Origin of the sequence: Enterobacter sp. 120016 (assembly GCF_018383635.1) — a bacterium.
Lineage (GTDB): Bacteria > Pseudomonadota > Gammaproteobacteria > Enterobacterales > Enterobacteriaceae > Enterobacter > Enterobacter asburiae_D.
In genome coordinates this window covers 50363-70992 of record NZ_JAHAWC010000016.1, presented here as the reverse complement: position 1 = coordinate 70992, position 20630 = coordinate 50363, and the positions used below count along the sequence as shown (strand labels likewise).

Below are 20630 nucleotides of genomic sequence, written 5' to 3'. Positions count from 1 at the left end.
CTGAACTCCTTATTTACCGCGAACCAAAGGAAGATTTTCCCCGCTCCAGCCGGAAATACCTTCTTTCAGCACCGTTACGTTTTCGAAGCCTGCTTTATGAAGCGCGCTGGCAGATTCCTGTGCCTGCATGCCGGTCGCATCGACAACGATAATCGGCTGGGCTTTGTGTTTCTCAAGCTCACCGACGTTGTTCGCTTTGATTTCAGCTGGCAACAGGTTGATTGCGCCCGCAATGTGACCTTTACGGAAATCGTCACGCTGACGCAGATCGACCACGACGGCATCTTCTTTGTTAATCAGACGCGTCGCTTCACCACGGGTGATAACCTTAATTTTAGACGTCAGGCTCTTAAATGTGGTGAACAGCACAGCAGCCAGCAGGCCAATCCACGCGATGCTCAGAACCGGATGGCGGCTAACGAATTGCATAATTTCTTGCATGGAGGGTAACTACTCCCGACTAAGTGATAAAAAAAACCAGGACAGGAGTATACCTGTGCGTTCTGGCAAATACAGCCAGCGACCATAACCTAATCCATTTTCTGCGGCATGCCACCTAAAAAAATGCCTCAAAATGGTCTGGTCAGCACCTTGCCCCTGCGCTTTCTTTGATCTTCTGCGGCTATTTGATCGATTCAGCTGTAGTAAAATTACGCAAATTTTGACTCTTGAGCATGAGGTTGTCGCAATGTCGGTTTCTAAAAAACCTATGGTACTGGTGATTCTGGATGGCTATGGCTACCGTGAAGACAGCCAGGATAACGCTATTTTCAACGCCAAAACCCCGGTCATGGATGCGCTGTGGGCAAAACGTCCGCATACGCTGATTGACGCGTCTGGCCTGGAAGTAGGCCTGCCGGACCGCCAGATGGGCAACTCCGAAGTCGGTCACGTAAACCTGGGCGCCGGGCGTATTGTGTATCAGGATCTGACGCGTCTGGACGTTGAAATCAAAGAACGCACCTTCTTCTCCAACCCAACGCTGGCTGGCGCGGTCGATAAAGCCGTTGCCGCGGGCAAGGCCGTACACATCATGGGCCTGCTCTCTGCGGGCGGCGTTCACAGCCACGAAGATCACATCATGGCGATGGTTGAACTGGCCGCCGAGCGCGGTGCGGAAAAAATCTATCTGCACGCCTTCCTGGACGGTCGCGATACGCCACCACGCAGCGCAAAAGGCTCTCTGCAAGCCTTCGAAGAGAAATTCGCCGCGCTGGGTAAAGGCCGCGTAGCGTCCATCATCGGCCGTTACTACGCAATGGACCGCGACAACCGCTGGGATCGCGTTGAACAGGCCTATGACCTGATGACCCTGGCAAAAGGTGAGTTCCAGTTCGCGACCGCCGTTGAAGCCCTGGAAGCGGCTTATGCACGTGATGAAAACGACGAATTCGTGAAAGCGTCCGTGATCCGTGCTGAAGGCCAGGCTGATGCCGCCATGGAAGATGGCGACGCGCTGATCTTCATGAACTTCCGCGCTGACCGCGCGCGTGAAATCACCCGCGCGTTCGTCAACAGCGACTTCGACGGTTTTGCCCGCAAGAAAGTGGTAAACCTCGATTTCATCCAGCTGACTGAATACGCGGCAGACATCAAAGCGCCTTGCGCGTATCCACCAGCATCGCTGGCAAACACCTTCGGCGAGTGGATGGCGAAGAACGACAAAACGCAGCTGCGTATTTCCGAAACTGAAAAATATGCACACGTGACCTTCTTCTTTAACGGCGGCGTTGAAGAGCCGTTCAAAGGCGAAGACCGCATTCTGATCAACTCCCCGAAAGTGGCCACCTACGATCTGCAGCCAGAAATGAGCTCTGCCGAACTGACGGAAAAACTGGTTGCGGCCATCGAGAGCGGTAAGTACGACACCATCATCTGTAACTACCCGAACGGCGACATGGTGGGGCATACCGGGGTGATGGAAGCGGCAGTGAAAGCGGTTGAAGCGCTGGACAACTGTGTTGAGCAGGTAGCAAAAGCGGTTGAATCCGTTGGCGGCCAGCTGCTGATCACCGCTGACCACGGTAACGCTGAACAGATGCGCGACCCGGCGACCGGCCAGGCGCACACGGCTCATACCAACCTGCCTGTTCCGCTGATTTATGTAGGTGATAAATCACTGAAAGCAGTGGAAGGCGGCAAGCTTTCCGACATCGCGCCAACCATGTTGACGCTGATGGGTATGCCGATCCCTGAAGAGATGACTGGTAAGCCGCTGTTCATCGTGGAATAATCGCTCCCCATGAGGGGAAAGGCGATTTTTTCAATCACATGGGTCGTGAAGCCGCTTAGGTTATCAGTCAGACCTCTGTTTTACGCCAGCGCACTCAGCGCTGGCGTATTGCTGTGCGCCGCATCCGCCCACGCGGATGACCGCGACCAGCTGAAATCCATTCAGGCCGATATCGCCGCCAAAGAGCGTGCGGTACGCCAGCAGCAGCAGCAGCGCTCCGCCCTCCTCGCCCAGCTTAAGCAGCAGGAAGAGGCGATCTCCGCCGCCACGCGCAAACTCCGAGAAACGCAAAATACCCTCGCCCAGTTGAATAAACAGATCGACGAGATGAACGCGTCGATTGCCAAACTCGAGCGCCAGCGTGATGCGCAGGAGCGCAATCTTGCCGCACAGCTTGATGCCGCATTCCGCCAGGGTGAACATACCGGTCTCCAGCTGATCCTCAGCGGTGAAGAGAGCCAGCGCGGCCAGCGCCTGCAGGCCTACTTTGGCTATCTCAACCAGGCGCGTCAGGAGACTATCGCGCAGCTGAAGCAGACACGCGAAGAGGTCTCCACGCAAAAAGCCGAGCTGGAAGAGAAGCAGAGCCAGCAGCAGACGCTGCTCTACGATCAGCAGGCCCAGCAGGCGAAGCTTGAGCAGGCTCGCAACGAGCGTAAGAAAACCCTTTCCGGCCTTGAATCCTCCATTCAGGAAGGTCAGAGCCAGCTGAGCGAAATGCGCGCCAACGAATCAAAACTGCGTAACAGCATCGCCCGTGCGGAAGCGGCGGCGAAAGCGCGCGCCGAAAAAGAGGCGCGCGAGGCGCAGGCCGTTCGCGACAAGCAGCAGGAAGCGTCCCGCAAAGGGACCACCTACAAGCCAAGCGAGAGCGAACGTTCTCTGATGTCGCGTACCGGCGGTTTGGGCTCTCCTCGCGGTCAGGCTTTCTGGCCCGTTCGCGGTTCAATTCTGCATCGCTATGGCGAACAGCTGCAGGGTGAGCTACGTTGGAAAGGGATCGTTATCGGTGCGTCTGAAGGTAGCGAAGTGAAAGCCATAGCCGATGGCCGCGTAATTCTGGCCGACTGGCTGCAGGGTTACGGACTGGTGGTGGTGGTCGAACACGGTAAAGGTGACATGAGCCTTTACGGCTACAACCAGAGCGCGCTGGTCAGCGTCGGCACGCAGGTGCGCGCCGGCCAACCCATCGCCCTTGTGGGCAGCAGTGGCGGTCAGGGCCGCCCGTCACTCTATTTCGAAATTCGTCGCCAGGGTCAGGCGGTCAATCCACAGCCGTGGTTGGGAAGATAAGTTTTGCTTCAATTTCGTCGAATGGTTTTCTCCGTCGTCAGCGCGCTGGCGCTGGCTGCACCGGTATATGCAGGTAAACTCGCTATCGTGATTGATGACTTCGGTTATCGTCCACACTATGAAAATCAGGTGCTGGCGATGCCGTCGGCCATCTCTGTCGCCGTCCTTCCGAATGCCCCCCACGCGCGTGAGATGGCGACCAAAGCCCACAGCAGCGGTCATCAGGTGCTGATCCACCTGCCCATGGCTCCGCTCAGCAAGCAGCCGCTGGAAAAAGATACCCTGCGCCCGGATATGAGCAGCGAGGAGATCGAGCGCATTATCCGCGACGCCTACAACAAAGTGCCGTATGCCGTAGGGCTGAACAACCATATGGGCAGCGCGATGACATCAAGCCTGTACGGGATGCTCAAAGTGATGCAGGCGCTGGAACGCTACAACCTCTACTTCCTCGACAGCATGACCATCGGCAACAGCCAGGCGATGCGTGCCGCTCAGGGAACGGGTGTAAAGGTGATTAAGCGTAAGGTGTTCCTGGACGATACCCAGAACGAAGCCGATATCCGCACGCAGTTTAATCGCGCGGTACAGCTGGCCCGCCGCAATGGCTCAGCGATTGCCATCGGTCACCCGCACCCGTCTACCGTTCGCGTCCTGCAGCAAATGCTGCCGACCTTGCCTGCCGATATCACGCTGGTGCGTCCGAGCGATCTGCTGAACGAGCCGCAGGTGGATACCTCCACACCGAATTCTGCGCAGCCCGTCCCGACAGCGCCGCGTAATCCGTTCCGCGGCGTGAAGCGCTGTGCACCGAAGCAACCGCTTGAACCGGTCTATGCGACCCGCTTCTTCTCCGTCATCGGAGACAGCATCAGCAACAGCACGCTGGTGAAATACGTCCAGCAGCAGTGGCAGGGATGGGGCAAGAAAGCCTGACGCTTATTTCGCAATCTGAGAGTCCGTCTGCTCGTTGGCAACGGGCTCTTTTTTTTCCTGATGTTGATACCAGGATTTGAAATACTTCAAAAAGCTATAGGCTGTGGCATACAGTCCTGTCGCCACCCCCACTTTGCCCTTACGCCAGGCGCCGCTAAACAGATACCATTTGAAAAAAGCGCCGATGTCGCTGATTACGCCGCGTCCAATTGAGGGCCGTATTTTTTGATGCTGAACCAGGCGGGTTGAATAACAGTTTAATTTGTTAAAAAGCTCATGCAGCGTGGGAAACGTATCATGTTTTACATAGCCCGGAATACGCGCACAACGGAGAAAACCTTCGACCTGATCGTCTACCGGCCTGTTATTAAACCGGGACTGTTTACGGTTAAAAAGACGCACAGGATAATCAGGTGATGAAACAGGATAGATCGTCCGGACCTCTTCCCCCAGAACAAACCAATGGCGGCATATTCGCCATGCCATTCCGGGGTCTGGCTCATCACCTGCTTTTAACGTTAAAACGGCATTGACCGTTTCCTGGTCAAGAATTTCGTCGCTGTCAATGCACAGGACCCAGTCATGGCTGGCTAAGGATATGGCATGGTTCATCTGCTCGCCATGCCAGCCAAATTTTTTATAGACGGGTAGCAGTCCAAAGCTCTCACAAATATATCGTGTTTTGTCCGTACTGCCGGAATCGACCACGACAACTTCATCCGCTATTTTTAAAAGAGGCGGGATAACATCGTGCAATAATCTTTCAGAATTAAACGTTAATAAGCAGACCGTTATTTTAAACATTTTTCCACTCTCAATAGCAGCCTAAATTAATATTATTAATACTATATAAATGAGTAGAGACGATTAAAGTCCAGAATCACACTTTCCAAATAAGCACGCTTGAAATTTTGTCTAATCCTGAAGCGCCATAAAATAGAAAAATCTATTTTATTTCAGCAGATTCTTTATAATGCAGTCAGATGAAGGGTAGCACACGGATTCAGACATGCCGCACAAAAGTAAAATTCTCCTCCTGGATACGGGTAAAGAATGGGGGGGAGGCACCAACAGTATGCTTGAGCTCCTGAAGCGAATCAATCGCGATAAATTCGATATTACCTGTTGTTTTTACAGTGATTATAGTCGTGCTGAAGGTGAGACAATTGGCCAGGTGCTCAACGGCATCGGCATCCCGCTCATCGTGATCCCTCAACGTCCGCAGCCGCTCTGGGCCAAATTGCTGAAGGAAGCGGGACGTAGCCTGCTGTTTTTCTCTCGCAGCGCCCGCAAGGCATTAACACGTCATGTGGATATCATGTGGCGCATCAGGCCTAACGTCAGCAAAATCGAAACCCTTTTCACGCAGGGCGGTTTCGATACGCTCTATATGAATAACCAACCGGGCTCAAATGAGGAAGGCTATCTCGCGGCGGCAAAGCTGCAGGCGCGGTTGATTCAGCACTGCCGTATTGAACCCGTTTTGACCCCACCGCTGGTGAAGCTGGTTAATGCCCATGCCACAAAAATCATCGCCGTCTCGCACGGCGTTGAACGCGTGTTGCTTCAGCATGGCGTCCGGCCCGAACTGTGTACGACGGTCAATAATGCCATCGACATCCACCAGCCTTTACCTGACCGACGCGCGATGCGCCAGCGCCTGAACATCGATGACGACACGTTTGTGTTCGGCAGTATTGGGTCGTTAATCCCTCGCAAAGCCAACCACCACACGCTGGAGGCGCTGGCGCAGTTCAGCCAGAAGCATCCCCAGGCGAAATGGAAAATGGTGCTGGTCGGCGAAGGTGGCGAACGCCGCGCTTTAGCGGAACAGGCCCGAGCGCTGGGAATTGAACACCACGTCATTTTCACCGGCTTTCAGAATACCCCGTTTGATTACCTCGCAACGTTTGACGCCTTTATTCTCGCCTCAAAAAGCGAAGGGCTGCCGCGCGTGGTGCTGGAAGCGATGCTTCTCAATATCCCCGTGATTGGCTCTCAGGTGACCGGCACGGCGGAGTTGATTGATCATGATTCGACAGGGCTGCTCTTCCCCTGGAGCGATGTTTCACAGCTTGCACAGCATCTGGACAATATCTGGGCAGATGCGGATCTGCGGGCTCGGCTGGCTGCGGCTGCATACCAGAACGTCTGTCATACCTATGCCATCGAAAACTATGTCAGCGGTGTCGAAGCCGTGCTTGGCGCGCACTAACCAAACGAGATAACTATGTTTAAATTTCTTAATGCTCGCTATCGTCATATCACCGGGCGACACAATATTCCTTACAGCTCTCTGCCCGTGACGGGCGCGCTTGCTGCGGTGGATTCTATTGTGATTCCGTGTACCGGCGCAGATTTCGTCGAAGAAGCATTACTCTCTGCCACCTTCGCGGAACGTTATGCCACCGGGGTGAACGAAATCGTCATCGTCAGCGATCAGCCTGAATCCGCCTTTGGGGTACTGCCGCCGAAAACCCGCGTAGTGACGCTTAACCTTCCCGTTCGTGAGGAAGGTTACCGCTATAAGCAGATCTACCTCAGCCGTCTGGTGAAGCTTAACGCCCCACTGCAGGCGCGCGGTGAAGGGATACTGATGATCGACTCCGATCTCAACCTGTTGAAAATGCCCGAGATCGGCATGGCCGATATGCACATCTACTCCAGCTTCCGTCAGGGCAAAATGATTGCCAAGCTGGACGGTGCGCCAGCGGAGAAAGTGCCGGCGTATTACAAAGAGACGGTACGCCCGTATCTGGTCGATCACGTTAACGGCGCGTTTCTTGCGGCCACTAAAAAGACCTGGCGCCGTATCTGCCCGCTGTGGCTGACGCTGTTCCAGGATACCTGGGAGCTGATGGACGACACGCAGCCGCCGACCGATCAGCTGCCGCTCGCCGCGCTGCTGGACATGCTGGATCTAAAAACGGTTAACCTGGGCGACTGGATGAACTGGCCGGTCTCGAAGAAGATCGGCGGTCAGGAAGCCGTTGTACCGAAAGAGGTGATTGGCGCACACGGCGGTTTCCCTCTCTCCGAATGGCAGAAGTATCTTGAATCGCCGGATAACACGCTGCTGTTCAAAGGTCAGGACTACACCCGCAAGGTGCGTTACCTGACGGACGAAGAGAAAAAGAATCAATGAAAAAAGGGGCCACAGGCCCCTTTTTGATTACTTATCCCAGCTCAGGATCACTTTCCCTGACTGGCCGGAACGCATCGCGTCGAAGCCCTGCTGGAACTCATCGATGGAGAAGCGGTGAGTAATAATCGGGGACAGATCCAGACCGGACTGGATCAGCGCCGCCATCTTGTACCAGGTCTCGAACATCTCGCGGCCATAAATGCCCTTGATGAACAGCCCCTTGAAGATGACTTTGTTCCAGTCGATAGACATATCTGACGGCGGAATACCCAGCATCGCGATACGGCCACCGTGGTTCATGGTGTCGAGCATGGTGCGGAACGCCGGCGGCGCGCCGGACATCTCCAGACCCACGTCAAAGCCTTCGGTCATGCCCAGCTCTTCCATCACGTCGGTCAGGCTCTCTTTCGAGACATCTACCGCACGGGTGACGCCCATTTTGCGCGCCAGCGACAAACGGTATTCGTTCACGTCGGTGATCACAACGTTGCGCGCACCCACGTGCTTCGCTACGGCTGCCGCCATAATGCCGATTGGGCCCGCGCCGGAGACCAGCACGTCTTCACCAACCAGGTCGAAGGAGAGCGCCGTATGCACCGCGTTGCCGAACGGGTCGAAGATGGAGGCCAGATCGTCAGAGATATTGTCCGGGATTTTGAACGCGTTAAACGCCGGGATCACCAGGTATTCCGCGAAGCAGCCCGGACGGTTTACGCCCACGCCAATGGTATTACGGCACAGGTGCGTACGTCCGCCGCGGCAGTTACGGCAGTGACCGCAGGTAATATGGCCTTCACCGGAGACGCGGTCGCCAATTTTGAAGCCTTTTACTTCCTGGCCGATACCCACCACTTCGCCGACATATTCGTGACCGACAACCATCGGTACCGGAATGGTTTTCTGCGACCACTGGTCCCAGTTGTAGATGTGAACGTCAGTACCGCAGATAGCCGTTTTACGAATTTTGATCAGCAGATCGTTATGACCGACTTCCGGCTCCGGCACGTCGGTCATCCAAATCCCTTCTTCCGCTTTCAGTTTGGATAACGCTTTCATCACACGTCCTCAGGCAATTACGCCCAGCTGTTTGCCGATGCGGGTAAAGGCTTCCACCGCACGCTCAATTTGTTCAGGCGTATGCGCCGCAGACATCTGGGTGCGGATACGCGCCTGACCTTTTGGCACCACCGGGAAGAAGAACCCGGTGACGTAAATCCCTTCTTTCTGCAGCTCGCGGGCAAACTTCTGCGCAACGACCGCATCGCCCAGCATGACCGGAATGATCGCGTGGTCAGCACCGGCCAGGGTGAACCCTGCGGCGCTCATTTTTTCACGGAACAGACGGGCGTTGGACCACAGACGGTCGCGCAGCTCAGCGCCGGACTCCACCATCTCCAGTACCTTGATGGAGGCGGCAACAATGGCTGGCGCCAGGGAGTTGGAGAACAGATACGGGCGAGAGCGCTGGCGCAGCCACTCAACCACCTCTTTACGCGCGGCGGTATAGCCGCCGGACGCGCCGCCGAGCGCTTTGCCCAGCGTACCGGTGATGATGTCCACGCGGCCCATCACGTCGCAGTATTCGTGCGAGCCACGGCCGTTTTCGCCGACAAAGCCGACCGCGTGAGAGTCATCGACCATCACCAGCGCATCGTATTTGTCCGCCAGGTCGCACACGCCCTTCAGGTTGGCGATCACGCCGTCCATGGAGAACACGCCGTCGGTGGCGATCAGCACGTGGCGAGCACCCGCTTCACGGGCCTCTTTCAGGCGCGCTTCCAGCTCAACCATGTCGTTGTTGGCGTAGCGGAAACGCTTCGCTTTGCACAGGCGTACGCCGTCGATGATGGAGGCGTGGTTCAGGGCGTCGGAGATAATCGCATCTTCTGCGCCAAGCAGGGTCTCAAACAGACCGCCGTTGGCATCGAAGCAGGAGGAGTACAGAATCGCGTCTTCCATTCCGAGGAAGCTCGCCAGCTTTTGCTCAAGCTGCTTGTGGCTGTCCTGCGTACCGCAGATAAAGCGTACGGAGGCCATGCCGAAACCGTGGGTGTCCATGCCGTTTTTTGCAGCGGCAATCAGCTCAGGGTGATTCGCAAGACCCAAGTAGTTGTTCGCACAAAAGTTGATCACATGGCTGCCGTCGGCAACGGTGATGTCCGCCTGCTGGGCAGACGTGATAATACGCTCTTCCTTGAACAACCCTTCCGCACGTGCGGTGTCGAGGTCGCTGTTTAACTGTTTGTAAAAATCACCACGCATTGCAATTCTCCAGACTCGGCAAATTTCGGGACATATTACCCAAACCTATAGTTCATGACGAGATGACACGTCATCTCTTGTCGTTTTTGCAGCATAAATCACGCGTACCCCTGCGCTGTGAAGGTGAATGGCTGAAGGGCAGCCATACTAATGATATGATAGAGACATTAGCGTCCGGGATTGTCCCCGGGCTTCACACTTCAAAGGTTACAGTTATGATCATCGTTACCGGCGGCGCGGGCTTTATCGGCAGCAATATTGTTAAGGCTCTCAATGACAAAGGCATCACCGACATCCTGGTGGTTGACAACCTGAAAGACGGCACCAAGTTCGTCAACCTGGTGGATCTGAACATCGCTGACTACATGGATAAAGAAGACTTCCTTATCCAGATTATGGCAGGCGAAGAGTTTGGCGAGATCGAAGCTATCTTCCACGAAGGTGCGTGTTCTTCCACCACCGAGTGGGACGGTAAGTACATGATGGACAACAACTATCAGTACTCAAAAGAGATCCTCCACTACTGCCTGGAGCGTGAAATTCCGTTCCTGTACGCCTCCTCCGCGGCAACCTACGGCGGCCGCACCTCGGACTTTATCGAGTCCCGCGAATATGAGCAGCCGCTGAACGTCTACGGCTATTCTAAATTCCTGTTCGACGAGTACGTGCGTCAGGTTCTGCCAGAAGCGAATTCGCAGATTGTCGGCTTTCGCTACTTCAACGTCTACGGACCGCGTGAAGGCCACAAAGGCAGCATGGCAAGCGTAGCGTTTCACCTGAACACCCAGCTGAATAACGGCGAAAGCCCGAAACTGTTCGAAGGCAGCGACGGCTTCAAGCGCGACTTCGTTTACGTGGGCGACGTTGCCGCAGTGAACCTGTGGTTCTGGGAAAACGGCGTATCCGGCATCTTCAACCTGGGTACGGGCCGTGCGGAATCCTTCCAGGCGGTGGCCGATGCAGCGCTGGCGTACCACAAGAAAGGCAGCCTTGAGTACATACCGTTCCCGGAAAAACTGAAAGGCCGTTATCAGGCGTTCACGCAGGCCGATCTGACCAACCTGCGCGCCGCAGGCTACGACAAGCCGTTCAAGACCGTTGCCGAAGGCGTAACGGAATATATGGCCTGGCTGAACCGCGACGCGTAAGTATGAAGATTCTGGTGATCGGCCCGTCATGGGTGGGCGACATGATGATGTCGCAAAGTCTCTATCGCACGCTCAAGGCGCGTTATCCCCAGGCGATAATCGACGTGATGGCACCCGCGTGGTGCCGTCCGCTGTTGTCGCGTATGCCGGAAGTGAATGAAGCCATCCCGATGCCGCTCGGCCACGGGGCGCTGGAAATCGGCGAACGCCGCAAGCTCGGTCATAGCCTGCGCGAGAAGCGCTACGATCGCGCCTATGTCCTGCCAAACTCCTTTAAATCCGCCCTGGTGCCCTTTTTTGCGGGCATCCCACATCGCACCGGCTGGCGCGGTGAAATGCGCTACGGCCTGCTGAACGATGCGCGGGTGCTGGATAAAGAGGCCTGGCCGCTGATGGTGGAGCGCTATGTGGCGCTGGCCTATGACAAAGGCGTGATGCGCAGTGCGAAAGACCTGCCGCAGCCGCTGCTCTGGCCACAGCTTCAGGTTAACGACGGGGAGAAATCCCAAACCTGCAGCGCGTTTGGTCTTTCGTCTGAACGCCCGATGATTGGCTTCTGCCCTGGCGCCGAGTTCGGCCCGGCAAAACGCTGGCCGCACTACCACTATGCGGAGCTGGCGAAACAGCTGATTGACGAAGGCTACCAAATTGTCCTGTTCGGTTCGGCAAAAGACCACGAGGCTGGCAACGAAATTCTCGCGACGCTCAGTAATGAACAGCAGGCCTGGTGCCGCAACCTGGCAGGCGAAACGCAGCTTGAGCAGGCGGTTATTCTGATTGCCGCCTGCAAGGCCGTAGTCAGCAACGACTCTGGCCTGATGCACGTCGCTGCCGCGCTCAACCGCCCGCTGGTGGCGCTGTATGGCCCAAGTAGCCCGGACTTCACGCCCCCGCTTTCACATAAAGCGCGCGTCATCCGCCTGATCACCGGCTACCACAAAGTGCGTAAAGGCGATGCCGCAGAAGGCTACCATCAGAGCCTGATCGACATTACGCCAGAGCGCGTTCTCGAAGAGCTTAACGAACTGCTGTTGAGCGAAGAAGGATAACGAATGCGGGTACTGATCGTTAAAACTTCTTCGATGGGCGATGTTCTGCATACGCTGCCGTCGCTGACGGACGCCATGCGGGCCATTCCCGGCATTCGTTTTGACTGGGTGGTGGAGGAAGGCTTCGCGCAGATCCCCACCTGGCATGAAGCGGTTGACCGCGCGATCCCGGTGGCGATTCGCCGCTGGCGCAAAGCGTGGTTCTCCGCGCCGATTAAAGCCGAACGCAAAGCCTTCCGTGAGGCGGTGCAGGCACAGCGTTACGACGCGATTATCGACGCCCAGGGGCTGGTGAAAAGCGCCGCGCTGGTCACGCGTCTGGCACACGGCGTAAAGCACGGCATGGACTGGCACACCGCCCGCGAACCGCTGGCGAGCCTGTTCTATAACCGCCGCCACCACATCGCAAAGCAGCAGCACGCCGTCGAACGTACCCGCGAGCTGTTTGCAAAGAGCCTGGGCTATGCGAAACCGGAAACCCAGGGCGACTACGCCATCGCGCAGCACTTTTTGCGCAATACAGATCCCTGTGCTCAGCCTTATCTTGTCTTCCTGCATGCCACAACGCGCGACGATAAACACTGGCCGGAAACGCACTGGCGAAGCCTGATCGAACTGATGCAACCCACCGGCATCCATATTAAACTCCCGTGGGGCGCCGAACATGAGCGGCAGCGCGCAGAGCGTCTGGCAGCAGGCTTTTCGCACGTCGAGGTATTGCCGAAACTCACGCTGGCGCAGGTCGCAGCGCAGCTGGCGGGGGCGAATGCTGTTGTTTCCGTTGATACTGGCTTAAGCCATTTAACCGCGGCGCTGGATCGTCCGAATATTACGATTTTTGGTCCGACCGATCCTGGATTGATCGGGGGTTACGGTAAAAACCAGCATCAGATGGTCAGCCCGACCCAGCAAACGAAGGATATCAGCGCAGATGCTATTTTTTCATTTTTACAGGGCAGCCGTTGGCTTTCCAACAGGGATATCTAACGCATGAGTTACGTATTTCTGCTGATTTTACTCTTTCCGGTGAAACTCATCCGGAAGCTGTTCCGCAAAGAGACGGGTAAAAACCTGGTCATTCAGACAGCAAAAATCGGCGATTTTGTGAATGCCACGCCTCTCCTGGCATACCTGCAAAAAAGCGACGTGCTCGTCAGTCGTAGCGTGGGTGCATTGGCGAAGCATGATGAGACGATCGACGAGATTTTTTTTATCGAGCAGCATAAGCGTAACCTGTGGCGAAAGCTGGTCTTTGCCTGCCGGATCATGAACCGCTATGACAATGTCTATCTCCTGCAACCTAACAGCGTGAACCTCTTTTTTGCCTCCGTGTGTAATGCTAAAAACAAACAGTTTTTAAGCACTTACACGCGCAGGTGGTATCACGGTATTTTCTATGCAACGGCAGACGGGACTGTTGAACACGGTAGAAAGACGCTGTCGGTCACGAACTATCTGAAACTGGCCGATCGCGCTCTGAGCTGGCAAGACTCTCCCAAGCACGCCACAAAGCCACTGTTTAAACCCGCAACCTATCCGGCAATCCTTGATAAACCGGGCGTTATCCGCATTGGCATCAGCGTAGCCGCCGGGAATAAAGCGAAAACCGTTCCGCCGGTCATCTGGAAGCAAATTGCCGATCGTCTCGCCGACCTGCCCTGCGAATTTTATGTGTTTGGCGCCCCGAATGAACAATCGTGGATGGATGATATCACCCGCGCCTATGGTGAACTGCCAAACTTTATTAATCTGATTGGCAAAATCTCGCTTGAAGAGCTGCCGTGGGCCATTTCTAAAATGGATTGCTATATCGCGTCAGACTCGGGGAATATCTACATTGCCGATGCAGTGGGGGTGCCGGTAGTTATGTTATTTGGACCTTGCTGCCATTATGAACAACGCCCTCTTGGTAACGTTCTGTTGATTGGTAATGATGAAAACATTAACTCCTACGTTTTTGAAACACGTTATTACTTCAGCCAGCCGAAAGAAAAACTTTTTGCTATAGACGACGTTGATATGGATAACATAGTGAGTTTATTAACGACCATAAATAAAAAAGCATTACCAGAGGCGTAAAATGGGCTCTCTAACCAAACAAATCTACCGATACACGCATAAGCGAAATATGCGCCACAATGAAAATTTGTGGCCCTTTATTAAATTATCTCGCAATGAAACCGGGGAGATTTGTGATTTAAAATATAAAGGCCAGAACATCAACCTCACTACGCTTACCTCGCTTCAGGATCGGTTTGAGGGAGAGGTTCTTATAGCTGCGACCGGCCCTTCAATCAAAAAGATTAATTTTGATAACCTGTCATCCACGATAGTGACTGCAGGTGTGAACGGCGCATGGCATCTTAATAATAAGCTGCATTTTAGCCTCTATTTTGTGGTCGATATGACATTCATCGACCGTCAGACTGCCCTTTTAAAGCAGGTTATTGGCTGTAAACATGTCATTTTGTTTACGACCGTAATGGGAATCGTTAAGCTCATAAACCGTTTTTCATATGAAAATATCCAGTGCGAAATATGCATCATCGAAGATATTTGTTATGAGACCTATAAACCCTCTATTAAAATGGCTAATTTGCACCAGGCATTAGCGGGTAGGCCAGAGATCGTCTTTTCCGATACACACCCCAACATTGCCTTTAGCCGTGATGCGAGGCGCGGTGTGGTAGATGCTGGTACCGTAATGTATTGGGCACTACAGGTAATTTATTTTTTGAGATTCAATAAGATTTACATCGCTGGTCTGGATATGAATAATTTCAACCAACCGCGATTTTATGAAAACGGTAACACCATGTTGCCTTCATTCCTTGGAGACAAAGTACATAATATTGTGATCCCCGCGTTCACACTGGCAAGTACTGTTTTGAAAAAAGATAACATCACTGTTATTAATCTATCACCTCAAAGCGCTATACCTGACTTTGTTTTCCCCAGAAAGGATTTTACTGATGTTTTCAATTAATTACCAACGCATTCCGTTCTATCCTTTTACGCTTTTTGTATTTTTAAGCATGATTTTTTGCGGAATTTCTCGCGTAAACACCTTATTTCATCTTGCACTCGGGCTATTTATCATTGCCACAATTATCAGCAATGAATTCAGAGTACGTTTTATCAACGACCGTACCTTTCTTCCCGCTCTGGGCATTACCGGCGCCTTTTTAATATATTTTTCACTTTCGAATCTTTGGGCGGAGTCGTCTCAGGTAAGCTCTGCCTTAACACATTCATTTTATTTATTTATTTTCATATGTCTTTACCGTCAGTGTGAACTGCAGGGAAAGAAAAAATTCGTCATTGGCGCAGCTTATGCAGGTATTGTCGCACTCGCCATACTCACCCTGATTTATGTTGATAAAGCGAACATTTTCAATAACAGACTTTCGAGTGCCTTTCCTTATGCACCTGACAATGTAATTGATCTCGGTGGATACATGGCGTTAGGAATTCTATTAAGCGCGATACTGGTTCGTGAAACTCGTAACATCTGGTTTTATCTTCCCGTCCCGTTGCTGCTGGCCTGCTTAGTTTTGACTCAAAGCCGCGGGCCATTTCTTTCACTCGTGGTGGCCGCGACAGTGGCGTTTCTTTGTAAACCAAAGTGGAATGTTAAGCTGCTGCTGGGTTCGGTAGCTATATTGCTATTAATCGGTCTCGCTTTCTATTTTAGCGGCTCGATCGATATATTTATCAATCGAGCAGAAGAGTCTTCTCGTGCAGGTACCGTGCGTTTTGGCATCTGGCAACACGCTGTTGAAGTGGCAAAACAGAAAGCGATTTTCGGATGGGGCTTCAACAAGGAGCTTCAGTTCATTAACGGCTATGGCCAGACCATTTCCACAACGCACAGCCTCTATTTAGCTACCTTCCTTAAGGGGGGGATCGTGGGGCTTCTGCTACTCGCCGGTATGATTTTATACGCCGCCAGACAGTCTCTTCGCCACCTCGCGGCCGACCATAAGGCCGAGATCGCTGTCCTTGTCTTCGCGCTGATGTTCTATATCACCCAGGGTATGTTTATTATCAGTAACCCACGGGAATATTGGGTACTATTCTGGCTGCCTTTCGCCATTATTTTCAGTACCCCCGTTAAAACGCTGCTGCAAAAATAAATCTTACAGCGCCGATTACCCGGCGCTTTTTTTATGGGAATAAAACTCCGCCAGCGTCATCCCCACCGTCTTATCGGATAACCAGCTAAAGAGCGTTTCTAAATCCTGATACAGCCCTTCGATCGCCGCCTCATCTTTGAACGTGGGGCTTCCACCAGGCATAAATTCCGACGAATGAAGCATAAACTCCACGTACTCACTTCCCTGAGACAGGCATTGCTGTGCGACCTGAATCATCTGCGCCGCATTCCCCCGGGACGGTCTTAGCCAGTTGACCGAGGGTGAGCGGTATTTTCCGCGAAGCCTGTCGTAACCCTGTTTGATCGTGTTCAACCAGGCCGGGTGTTTATACTGAATGCTCATTGGCACTTCGAGTAATGGGCTATTGCCCGCCCGGGAAATATTATCTAAATCCATAAAATAGGCGTGGTCGGGGAAATGCTGGTAATTCGTTCCGCCATTACCCTGCGGCGCACCTTTCGCATTGCGCCAGTTCACCCGCGGCGTCACGGAGCAATCAACCTGGTAACCCAGTTCAACGAGCAATTTTGCGTAGCGACTGTCAAATGCCCAACGTCCGGCACGGTGGCTTAACATTTTGGTCTGGAATGTCTCTTCCAGCAGGCGGGTCATGAACAGCACTTTCTCGCGCATCACCTCATCCGAAAATTCAATCAAATAAGGCTGCCAGCGCCAGTCGTCTCCCGTGAGATCGTGTTCCGGTGGGCTATTCCATGCGTGAAGGTGCATTCCCACCTCCCCCTGACCGCGGGCGATCGCGTCCCTGGCGAATTCAATGAAAACGGGTTCGATCGCCATCTCGTAATTGGTCAGCCACACGGGCTTAAAACCGAAACGCTCACAAAGCGTCTGGAACCGCGCCAGATAGCGCGCGTTTTCCGTTTTAATGACGCGGTGATTTTGCCAGAGATTATCGCCCTCAGTATCAATCGTGATGATAAACGCTGGTTTGTTCATAATGAGTCCGCAAGACAGGAAAGTTAGCGCTATGTTACGCACTCTCCAAAGCATGAGTAAACCCTTCCAGGGAAATTCCTGAGATTATGGAGAAAGAGTGCAAGTCGCTATCAGGTCTATTAGAATTGCCATCAGTACAACGCCGATAAGATGATGATGAATAACTTACCTGACACGCCTGATTTGCGCATTTTACTTATCAAACTCCGCCATCATGGCGACATGTTGCTGACCACTCCCGTCATTGATTCGTTACGTCAAAAATGGCCGCAGGCGCAGATTGATGTCCTGCTGTATGAAGAAACGCGCGATATGCTCGCCGCGCATCCGGCGATCGGTACAATTTATGGAATCGATCGTAAATGGAAGCAGCTGGGCACGCTGAAGCATCTTCAAAAAGAGTGGCAGCTGCTGTGTGCGTTAAGAAATCAGCATTATCATCTGGTCATTAACCTGGCCGATCAATGGCGTAGCGCTATCGTCACCCGTTTTACAGGTGCACCCGTTCGCCTCGGCTTCGCGTTTAACAAACGCAAAAGTGCATTCTGGCGTTTTTGTCATACCGATCTGGTCTCTGTCGACGGCCACAAATCCCTGCATACGGTCCAGCAGAATCTCTCCATTTTGACGCCATTACCGGTTGCGCCGCAGCCTGCCGTCACCATGGCCTACGCCGCAGAAGACTGGGATTATGCCCGTCAAAGATTGACGCAGGCGGGTGTGGGCGAGCGCTATATCGTGATCCAGCCGACGTCCCGCTGGTTCTTTAAATGCTGGAGCGAAGACAAAATGGCGCAAACCATTACTGCACTGCAGCAGGATGGTCATACGGTTGTACTCACCGCGGGCCCGGATAAAAAAGAGCTGGCGATGATCGATCGCATTCTCGCTGCCGCACCGAAGACCGGTGTCGTTTCGCTCGCGGGCCAGTTGACGCTGCGTCAACTGGCGTCGCTTATCGATCACGCCTCGCTGTTTATTGGTGTCGACTCCGTGCCGATGCATATGGCCGCCGCGCTGCAAACGCCCTGCGTGGCATTGTTTGGTCCATCAAAACTGACGTTCTGGTCGCCGTGGCAGGTTAAAGGGGAAGTGATCTGGGCCGGCGATTACGGCCCGCTCCCCGATCCGGATGCCATTGATACCAGGACGAAAGAACGCTATCTCGACGCCATTCCCGTTGATGCTGTCGTCTCCGCCGCAAGGAGATATCTGTCATGAAACCCCATCGCCTGGCCATTGTTCGCCAAAAGTATCGCCCTGATGGCGGAGCGGAACGCTTCGTTTCGCGCGCCCTCACCGCGCTGAGCAATCAGAACCTTGAACTCAACGTCATTACGCGTGAGTGGCAGGGAGAGAAGCAAGACGACTGGCATATTCACATTTGCAACCCTCAAAAATGGGGTCGTATCAGTCGTGAACGCGGATTTGCACAGGCCGCCCGCGCGCTATGGCAGCAACAGCAGTTTGATATTGTTCAAAGCCATGAGCGCATCCCGGGTTGTGATATCTATCGCGCGGGTGATGGGGTGCATCGCCGCTGGCTGCTGCAGCGCGCGCGCATTTTACCTGCCTGGCGTGCGCAAATGCTGATGTATGACCGCTATCACCGCTACGTGATGCGTGCGGAACGGGAAATGTACCAGGCGCCTGAGTTAAAAGCCGTAATTTGTAATGCGGAGATGATCAAACGCGAAATCGTTGAAGACTTTGATATTGACGCAAATAAAATTCATGTGATTTATAATTCTATTGATTCCAGCCGCTTCATTCCGGCCCAGGAGTCACAGCGTGCGATTTTGCGCCAACAATTTGGTTTGCCAGCCGATGCCGTTGTGTTCTGTTTTGTCGGCTCAGGGTTTGAACGAAAAGGATTGGCCAGCGCCATACGCGCTATCGCGGGAACATCAGCGTGGCTGATTGTGGTTGGACAAGATAAAGCAGAAAGTCGTTATCGCGACCTCGCCCGTTCGTTAGGCTGCGAGGGGCAAATCCGTTTCCTGGGGGTGCAAAAAGAAACTCTGCCTTTTTATCAGCTATCCGATGGTTTACTGTTGCCAACGCTGTATGATCCCTTTCCTAACGTCATTCTTGAAGCGATGGCCTGCGGCTTACCCGTCATTACTTCAGAGAGTTGCGGTGGTGCAGAATTTATTCAACAAGGCCAGAACGGATTTTTTTGTGACGCACTTGATATCAGTACATTGAAGGAAGCGGTAGCAGCCATCCCTTCTCTGGAAAAAAATAACAACATGGGACGAGCGGCACGTGAACGTGTAAAAGACGCCACTCCCGAAAAACTGTCAAGTCAGCTTATTACGCTTTATCAAAAATTACTGGATTAAAAATGCGCATCCTAATGATTATTGATGGTTTACCCGGTGGAGGAGCTGAAAAAACGGTTCTTACACTCTCCCGCGGGCTAATAGAAATGGGGCATCAGGTCTCTCTATTCTCTCTGCGGAAAGTGTGCGACTACGCCATCCCGGAAGGCATCGATTATCAGGTTGTTCAGGACACATGTAAAAAACCGTGGCGAAAGCTGACGGAGATCCCACGCCGCGCCCAATTGCTGGATCAGGAGATTGAACGGGCTGAGCGCAGCGGCAAATTTGATGTGGTTTTCTCTCATTTGCACAAAACCGACCGCATTGTGGCGCACTGCCGCGCGCTGGAACGTGACAAAGTCTGGTTCTGCGTGCACGGCATGTTCTCGTTCTCCTATCTTCGCCATCGCAGCGGACTTTCACGCTGGTTTAAACACCTTAAAATTCGTCATACCTACGAAAACCGAAACGTTGTCGCCGTCTCAGGCGCCGTGTTGAAAGATCTTTCCGAGACGCTGGCACTCAATCTTCGACGCAAAGCGGTTATCCACAATCCTTTCGATATTCCTGAAATTCAGCGTCTGGCGGATGCTCCCTTCGAGATGCAGGGAAAGGATTATATTATTCATGTTGGCCGCTTCCATGAGCACAAACGTCACGACCGTCTCTTACGTGCGTTCGCCCTGAGTAAAATTGACACAACGCTGGTCATGATGGGCAATGGATCCGAAGCGCAAATTCAAAAGCTCAAGCAGCTTGCTGCCGAGCTGGGTATTGAAAACAAAACGGTTTTCCGCCCGTTTGATTCCAATCCCTATCCGTGGATTAAAGGGGCACGCCTTTTAGTGTTAAGTTCTGACTGCGAAGGTTTTGGTAATGTGCTGGTTGAAGCCATTATCTGCCAGACGCCACCGGTCAGTACAAATTGCCCCGGTGGCCCCGCCGAAATCCTTACCGGAGCCTTAGCGCGCGGGCTGGCAGAGTTAAATGACGCGTCACTGGCAAAAACGCTGGCGGATATTTATACCGCCCCGCCGGTCGTTGGCGATGCAACCATCGCATCGTTCGGTATCAGCGCCATTTGCCAGCAATATATTGCTCTGGTCGACAATCAAAAATAATC

At 53.4% G+C, this 20630-nt stretch carries 19 protein-coding genes; 14 read left to right on the top strand and 5 right to left on the bottom strand.

Going from position 1 to position 20630, the window contains the following annotated elements; genetic code table 11:
• Positions 1-9: 9 nt before the first annotated feature.
• The gene (locus KIF87_RS19025) at positions 10-441 is read right to left on the bottom strand and encodes a rhodanese-like domain-containing protein (protein ID WP_023309913.1); all 432 of its coding nucleotides are present in this window, start codon (positions 439-441) and stop codon (positions 10-12) included.
• 247 nt (positions 442-688) lie between these two features.
• On the opposite strand from KIF87_RS19025, the gene gpmM reads away from it, so the two are divergent.
• The 3 genes from gpmM to KIF87_RS19010 are packed head-to-tail and all read left to right on the top strand — an operon-like array spanning position 689 to position 4462.
• Positions 689-2233 (top strand): 2,3-bisphosphoglycerate-independent phosphoglycerate mutase, encoded by a 1545-nt coding sequence (gene gpmM / locus KIF87_RS19020; RefSeq protein ID WP_213330129.1) that lies wholly within the window; start codon positions 689-691, stop codon positions 2231-2233.
• Between the two features lie 33 nt (positions 2234-2266).
• Complete coding sequence (gene envC / locus KIF87_RS19015; protein ID WP_229231479.1) at positions 2267-3526, top strand: murein hydrolase activator EnvC; 1260 nt, start codon at positions 2267-2269, stop codon at positions 3524-3526.
• A 3-nt stretch (positions 3527-3529) separates the two neighbouring features.
• Positions 3530-4462, top strand: a complete 933-nt coding sequence (locus tag KIF87_RS19010) for a divergent polysaccharide deacetylase family protein (protein ID WP_213330127.1) — start codon at positions 3530-3532, stop codon at positions 4460-4462.
• Between the two features lie 3 nt (positions 4463-4465).
• Here KIF87_RS19010 and KIF87_RS19005 read toward each other — a convergent pair whose 3' ends face one another.
• Complete coding sequence (locus tag KIF87_RS19005) at positions 4466-5266, bottom strand: glycosyltransferase family 2 protein (RefSeq protein WP_213330125.1); 801 nt, start codon at positions 5264-5266, stop codon at positions 4466-4468.
• Between the two features lie 205 nt (positions 5267-5471).
• Between KIF87_RS19005 and KIF87_RS19000 the strand changes: the two genes are divergently transcribed.
• Positions 5472-6677: a glycosyltransferase gene (locus KIF87_RS19000; RefSeq protein WP_213330123.1), complete on the top strand. Its 1206-nt coding sequence runs from the start codon at positions 5472-5474 to the stop codon at positions 6675-6677.
• 15 nt (positions 6678-6692) lie between these two features.
• Positions 6693-7607: a hypothetical protein gene (locus KIF87_RS18995; protein ID WP_213330121.1), complete on the top strand. Its 915-nt coding sequence runs from the start codon at positions 6693-6695 to the stop codon at positions 7605-7607.
• A gap of 27 nt (positions 7608-7634) precedes the next feature.
• On the opposite strand, the gene tdh is transcribed toward KIF87_RS18995, so the two are convergent.
• Together tdh and kbl are read right to left on the bottom strand one after the other, a co-directional pair.
• Entirely contained in the window at positions 7635-8663 is a 1029-nt protein-coding gene (gene tdh / locus KIF87_RS18990; RefSeq protein WP_032650737.1) for an L-threonine 3-dehydrogenase, read from the bottom strand.
• A gap of 9 nt (positions 8664-8672) precedes the next feature.
• Positions 8673-9869 carry a glycine C-acetyltransferase gene (gene kbl / locus KIF87_RS18985; protein ID WP_023309905.1) on the bottom strand — a complete coding sequence of 399 codons (1197 nt, stop codon included), beginning with the start codon at positions 9867-9869 and terminating at the stop codon, positions 8673-8675.
• A 215-nt stretch (positions 9870-10084) separates the two neighbouring features.
• On the opposite strand from kbl, the gene rfaD reads away from it, so the two are divergent.
• Genes rfaD through KIF87_RS18955 form a run of 6 tightly spaced genes read left to right on the top strand, consistent with a single transcriptional unit; the run spans position 10085 to position 16202 of the window.
• Positions 10085-11017, top strand: coding sequence for an ADP-glyceromanno-heptose 6-epimerase (rfaD, locus tag KIF87_RS18980; protein ID WP_063145463.1), 933 nt, complete (start codon positions 10085-10087; stop codon positions 11015-11017).
• A 2-nt stretch (positions 11018-11019) separates the two neighbouring features.
• Positions 11020-12066, top strand: coding sequence for an ADP-heptose--LPS heptosyltransferase RfaF (rfaF, locus tag KIF87_RS18975; RefSeq protein ID WP_063438983.1), 1047 nt, complete (start codon positions 11020-11022; stop codon positions 12064-12066).
• 3 nt (positions 12067-12069) lie between these two features.
• Entirely contained in the window at positions 12070-13053 is a 984-nt protein-coding gene (gene rfaC / locus KIF87_RS18970) for a lipopolysaccharide heptosyltransferase RfaC (protein ID WP_213330120.1), read from the top strand.
• A 3-nt stretch (positions 13054-13056) separates the two neighbouring features.
• Positions 13057-14145: a glycosyltransferase family 9 protein gene (locus KIF87_RS18965; RefSeq protein ID WP_213330118.1), complete on the top strand. Its 1089-nt coding sequence runs from the start codon at positions 13057-13059 to the stop codon at positions 14143-14145.
• Positions 14146-14194: 49 nt separating this feature from the next.
• Positions 14195-15052, top strand: coding sequence for a WaaZ-like lipopolysaccharide core biosynthesis protein (locus KIF87_RS18960; protein WP_249665973.1), 858 nt, complete (start codon positions 14195-14197; stop codon positions 15050-15052).
• Positions 15039-16202 (top strand): O-antigen ligase family protein, encoded by a 1164-nt coding sequence (locus KIF87_RS18955; RefSeq protein ID WP_213330114.1) that lies wholly within the window; start codon positions 15039-15041, stop codon positions 16200-16202. The genes KIF87_RS18960 and KIF87_RS18955 overlap by 14 nt, the downstream gene beginning before the upstream one ends.
• Before the next feature lie 15 nt (positions 16203-16217).
• Here the strand turns inward: KIF87_RS18955 and KIF87_RS18950 are convergent, their stop codons facing one another.
• A complete protein-coding gene (locus KIF87_RS18950) occupies positions 16218-17180 on the bottom strand; it encodes a polysaccharide deacetylase family protein (protein ID WP_213330112.1) in 963 nt (320 codons plus the stop codon).
• 150 nt (positions 17181-17330) lie between these two features.
• Between KIF87_RS18950 and rfaQ the strand changes: the two genes are divergently transcribed.
• The 3 genes from rfaQ to KIF87_RS18935 are packed head-to-tail and all read left to right on the top strand — an operon-like array spanning position 17331 to position 20628.
• Complete coding sequence (rfaQ, locus tag KIF87_RS18945; RefSeq protein WP_213330110.1) at positions 17331-18401, top strand: putative lipopolysaccharide heptosyltransferase III; 1071 nt, start codon at positions 17331-17333, stop codon at positions 18399-18401.
• Entirely contained in the window at positions 18398-19525 is a 1128-nt protein-coding gene (locus KIF87_RS18940; protein WP_213330109.1) for a glycosyltransferase family 4 protein, read from the top strand. The genes rfaQ and KIF87_RS18940 overlap by 4 nt, the downstream gene beginning before the upstream one ends.
• Before the next feature lie 2 nt (positions 19526-19527).
• Complete coding sequence (locus KIF87_RS18935) at positions 19528-20628, top strand: glycosyltransferase (RefSeq protein ID WP_213330107.1); 1101 nt, start codon at positions 19528-19530, stop codon at positions 20626-20628.
• Positions 20629-20630: the final 2 nt, after the last annotated feature.

What these genes read in the sequence shown, in the direction of transcription:
- rfaQ (WP_213330110.1), top strand. Translation starts at nt 17,331, where the DNA reads ATGATGATGAATAACTTACCTGACACGCCTGATTTGCGCATTTTACTT.
- KIF87_RS18955 (WP_213330114.1), top strand. Translation starts at nt 15,039, where the DNA reads ATGTTTTCAATTAATTACCAACGCATTCCGTTCTATCCTTTTACGCTT.
- KIF87_RS18935 (WP_213330107.1), top strand. Translation starts at nt 19,528, where the DNA reads ATGCGCATCCTAATGATTATTGATGGTTTACCCGGTGGAGGAGCTGAA.
- kbl (WP_023309905.1), bottom strand. Translation starts at nt 9,869, where the DNA reads ATGCGTGGTGATTTTTACAAACAGTTAAACAGCGACCTCGACACCGCA.
- KIF87_RS18965 (WP_213330118.1), top strand. Translation starts at nt 13,057, where the DNA reads ATGAGTTACGTATTTCTGCTGATTTTACTCTTTCCGGTGAAACTCATC.
- KIF87_RS18950 (WP_213330112.1), bottom strand. Translation starts at nt 17,180, where the DNA reads ATGAACAAACCAGCGTTTATCATCACGATTGATACTGAGGGCGATAAT.
- rfaF (WP_063438983.1), top strand. Translation starts at nt 11,020, where the DNA reads ATGAAGATTCTGGTGATCGGCCCGTCATGGGTGGGCGACATGATGATG.
- rfaC (WP_213330120.1), top strand. Translation starts at nt 12,070, where the DNA reads ATGCGGGTACTGATCGTTAAAACTTCTTCGATGGGCGATGTTCTGCAT.
- KIF87_RS19025 (WP_023309913.1), bottom strand. Translation starts at nt 441, where the DNA reads ATGCAAGAAATTATGCAATTCGTTAGCCGCCATCCGGTTCTGAGCATC.
- gpmM (WP_213330129.1), top strand. Translation starts at nt 689, where the DNA reads ATGTCGGTTTCTAAAAAACCTATGGTACTGGTGATTCTGGATGGCTAT.
- rfaD (WP_063145463.1), top strand. Translation starts at nt 10,085, where the DNA reads ATGATCATCGTTACCGGCGGCGCGGGCTTTATCGGCAGCAATATTGTT.
- KIF87_RS18995 (WP_213330121.1), top strand. Translation starts at nt 6,693, where the DNA reads ATGTTTAAATTTCTTAATGCTCGCTATCGTCATATCACCGGGCGACAC.
- KIF87_RS19005 (WP_213330125.1), bottom strand. Translation starts at nt 5,266, where the DNA reads ATGTTTAAAATAACGGTCTGCTTATTAACGTTTAATTCTGAAAGATTA.
- KIF87_RS19000 (WP_213330123.1), top strand. Translation starts at nt 5,472, where the DNA reads ATGCCGCACAAAAGTAAAATTCTCCTCCTGGATACGGGTAAAGAATGG.
- KIF87_RS18960 (WP_249665973.1), top strand. Translation starts at nt 14,195, where the DNA reads ATGCGCCACAATGAAAATTTGTGGCCCTTTATTAAATTATCTCGCAAT.
- KIF87_RS18940 (WP_213330109.1), top strand. Translation starts at nt 18,398, where the DNA reads ATGAAACCCCATCGCCTGGCCATTGTTCGCCAAAAGTATCGCCCTGAT.
- tdh (WP_032650737.1), bottom strand. Translation starts at nt 8,663, where the DNA reads ATGAAAGCGTTATCCAAACTGAAAGCGGAAGAAGGGATTTGGATGACC.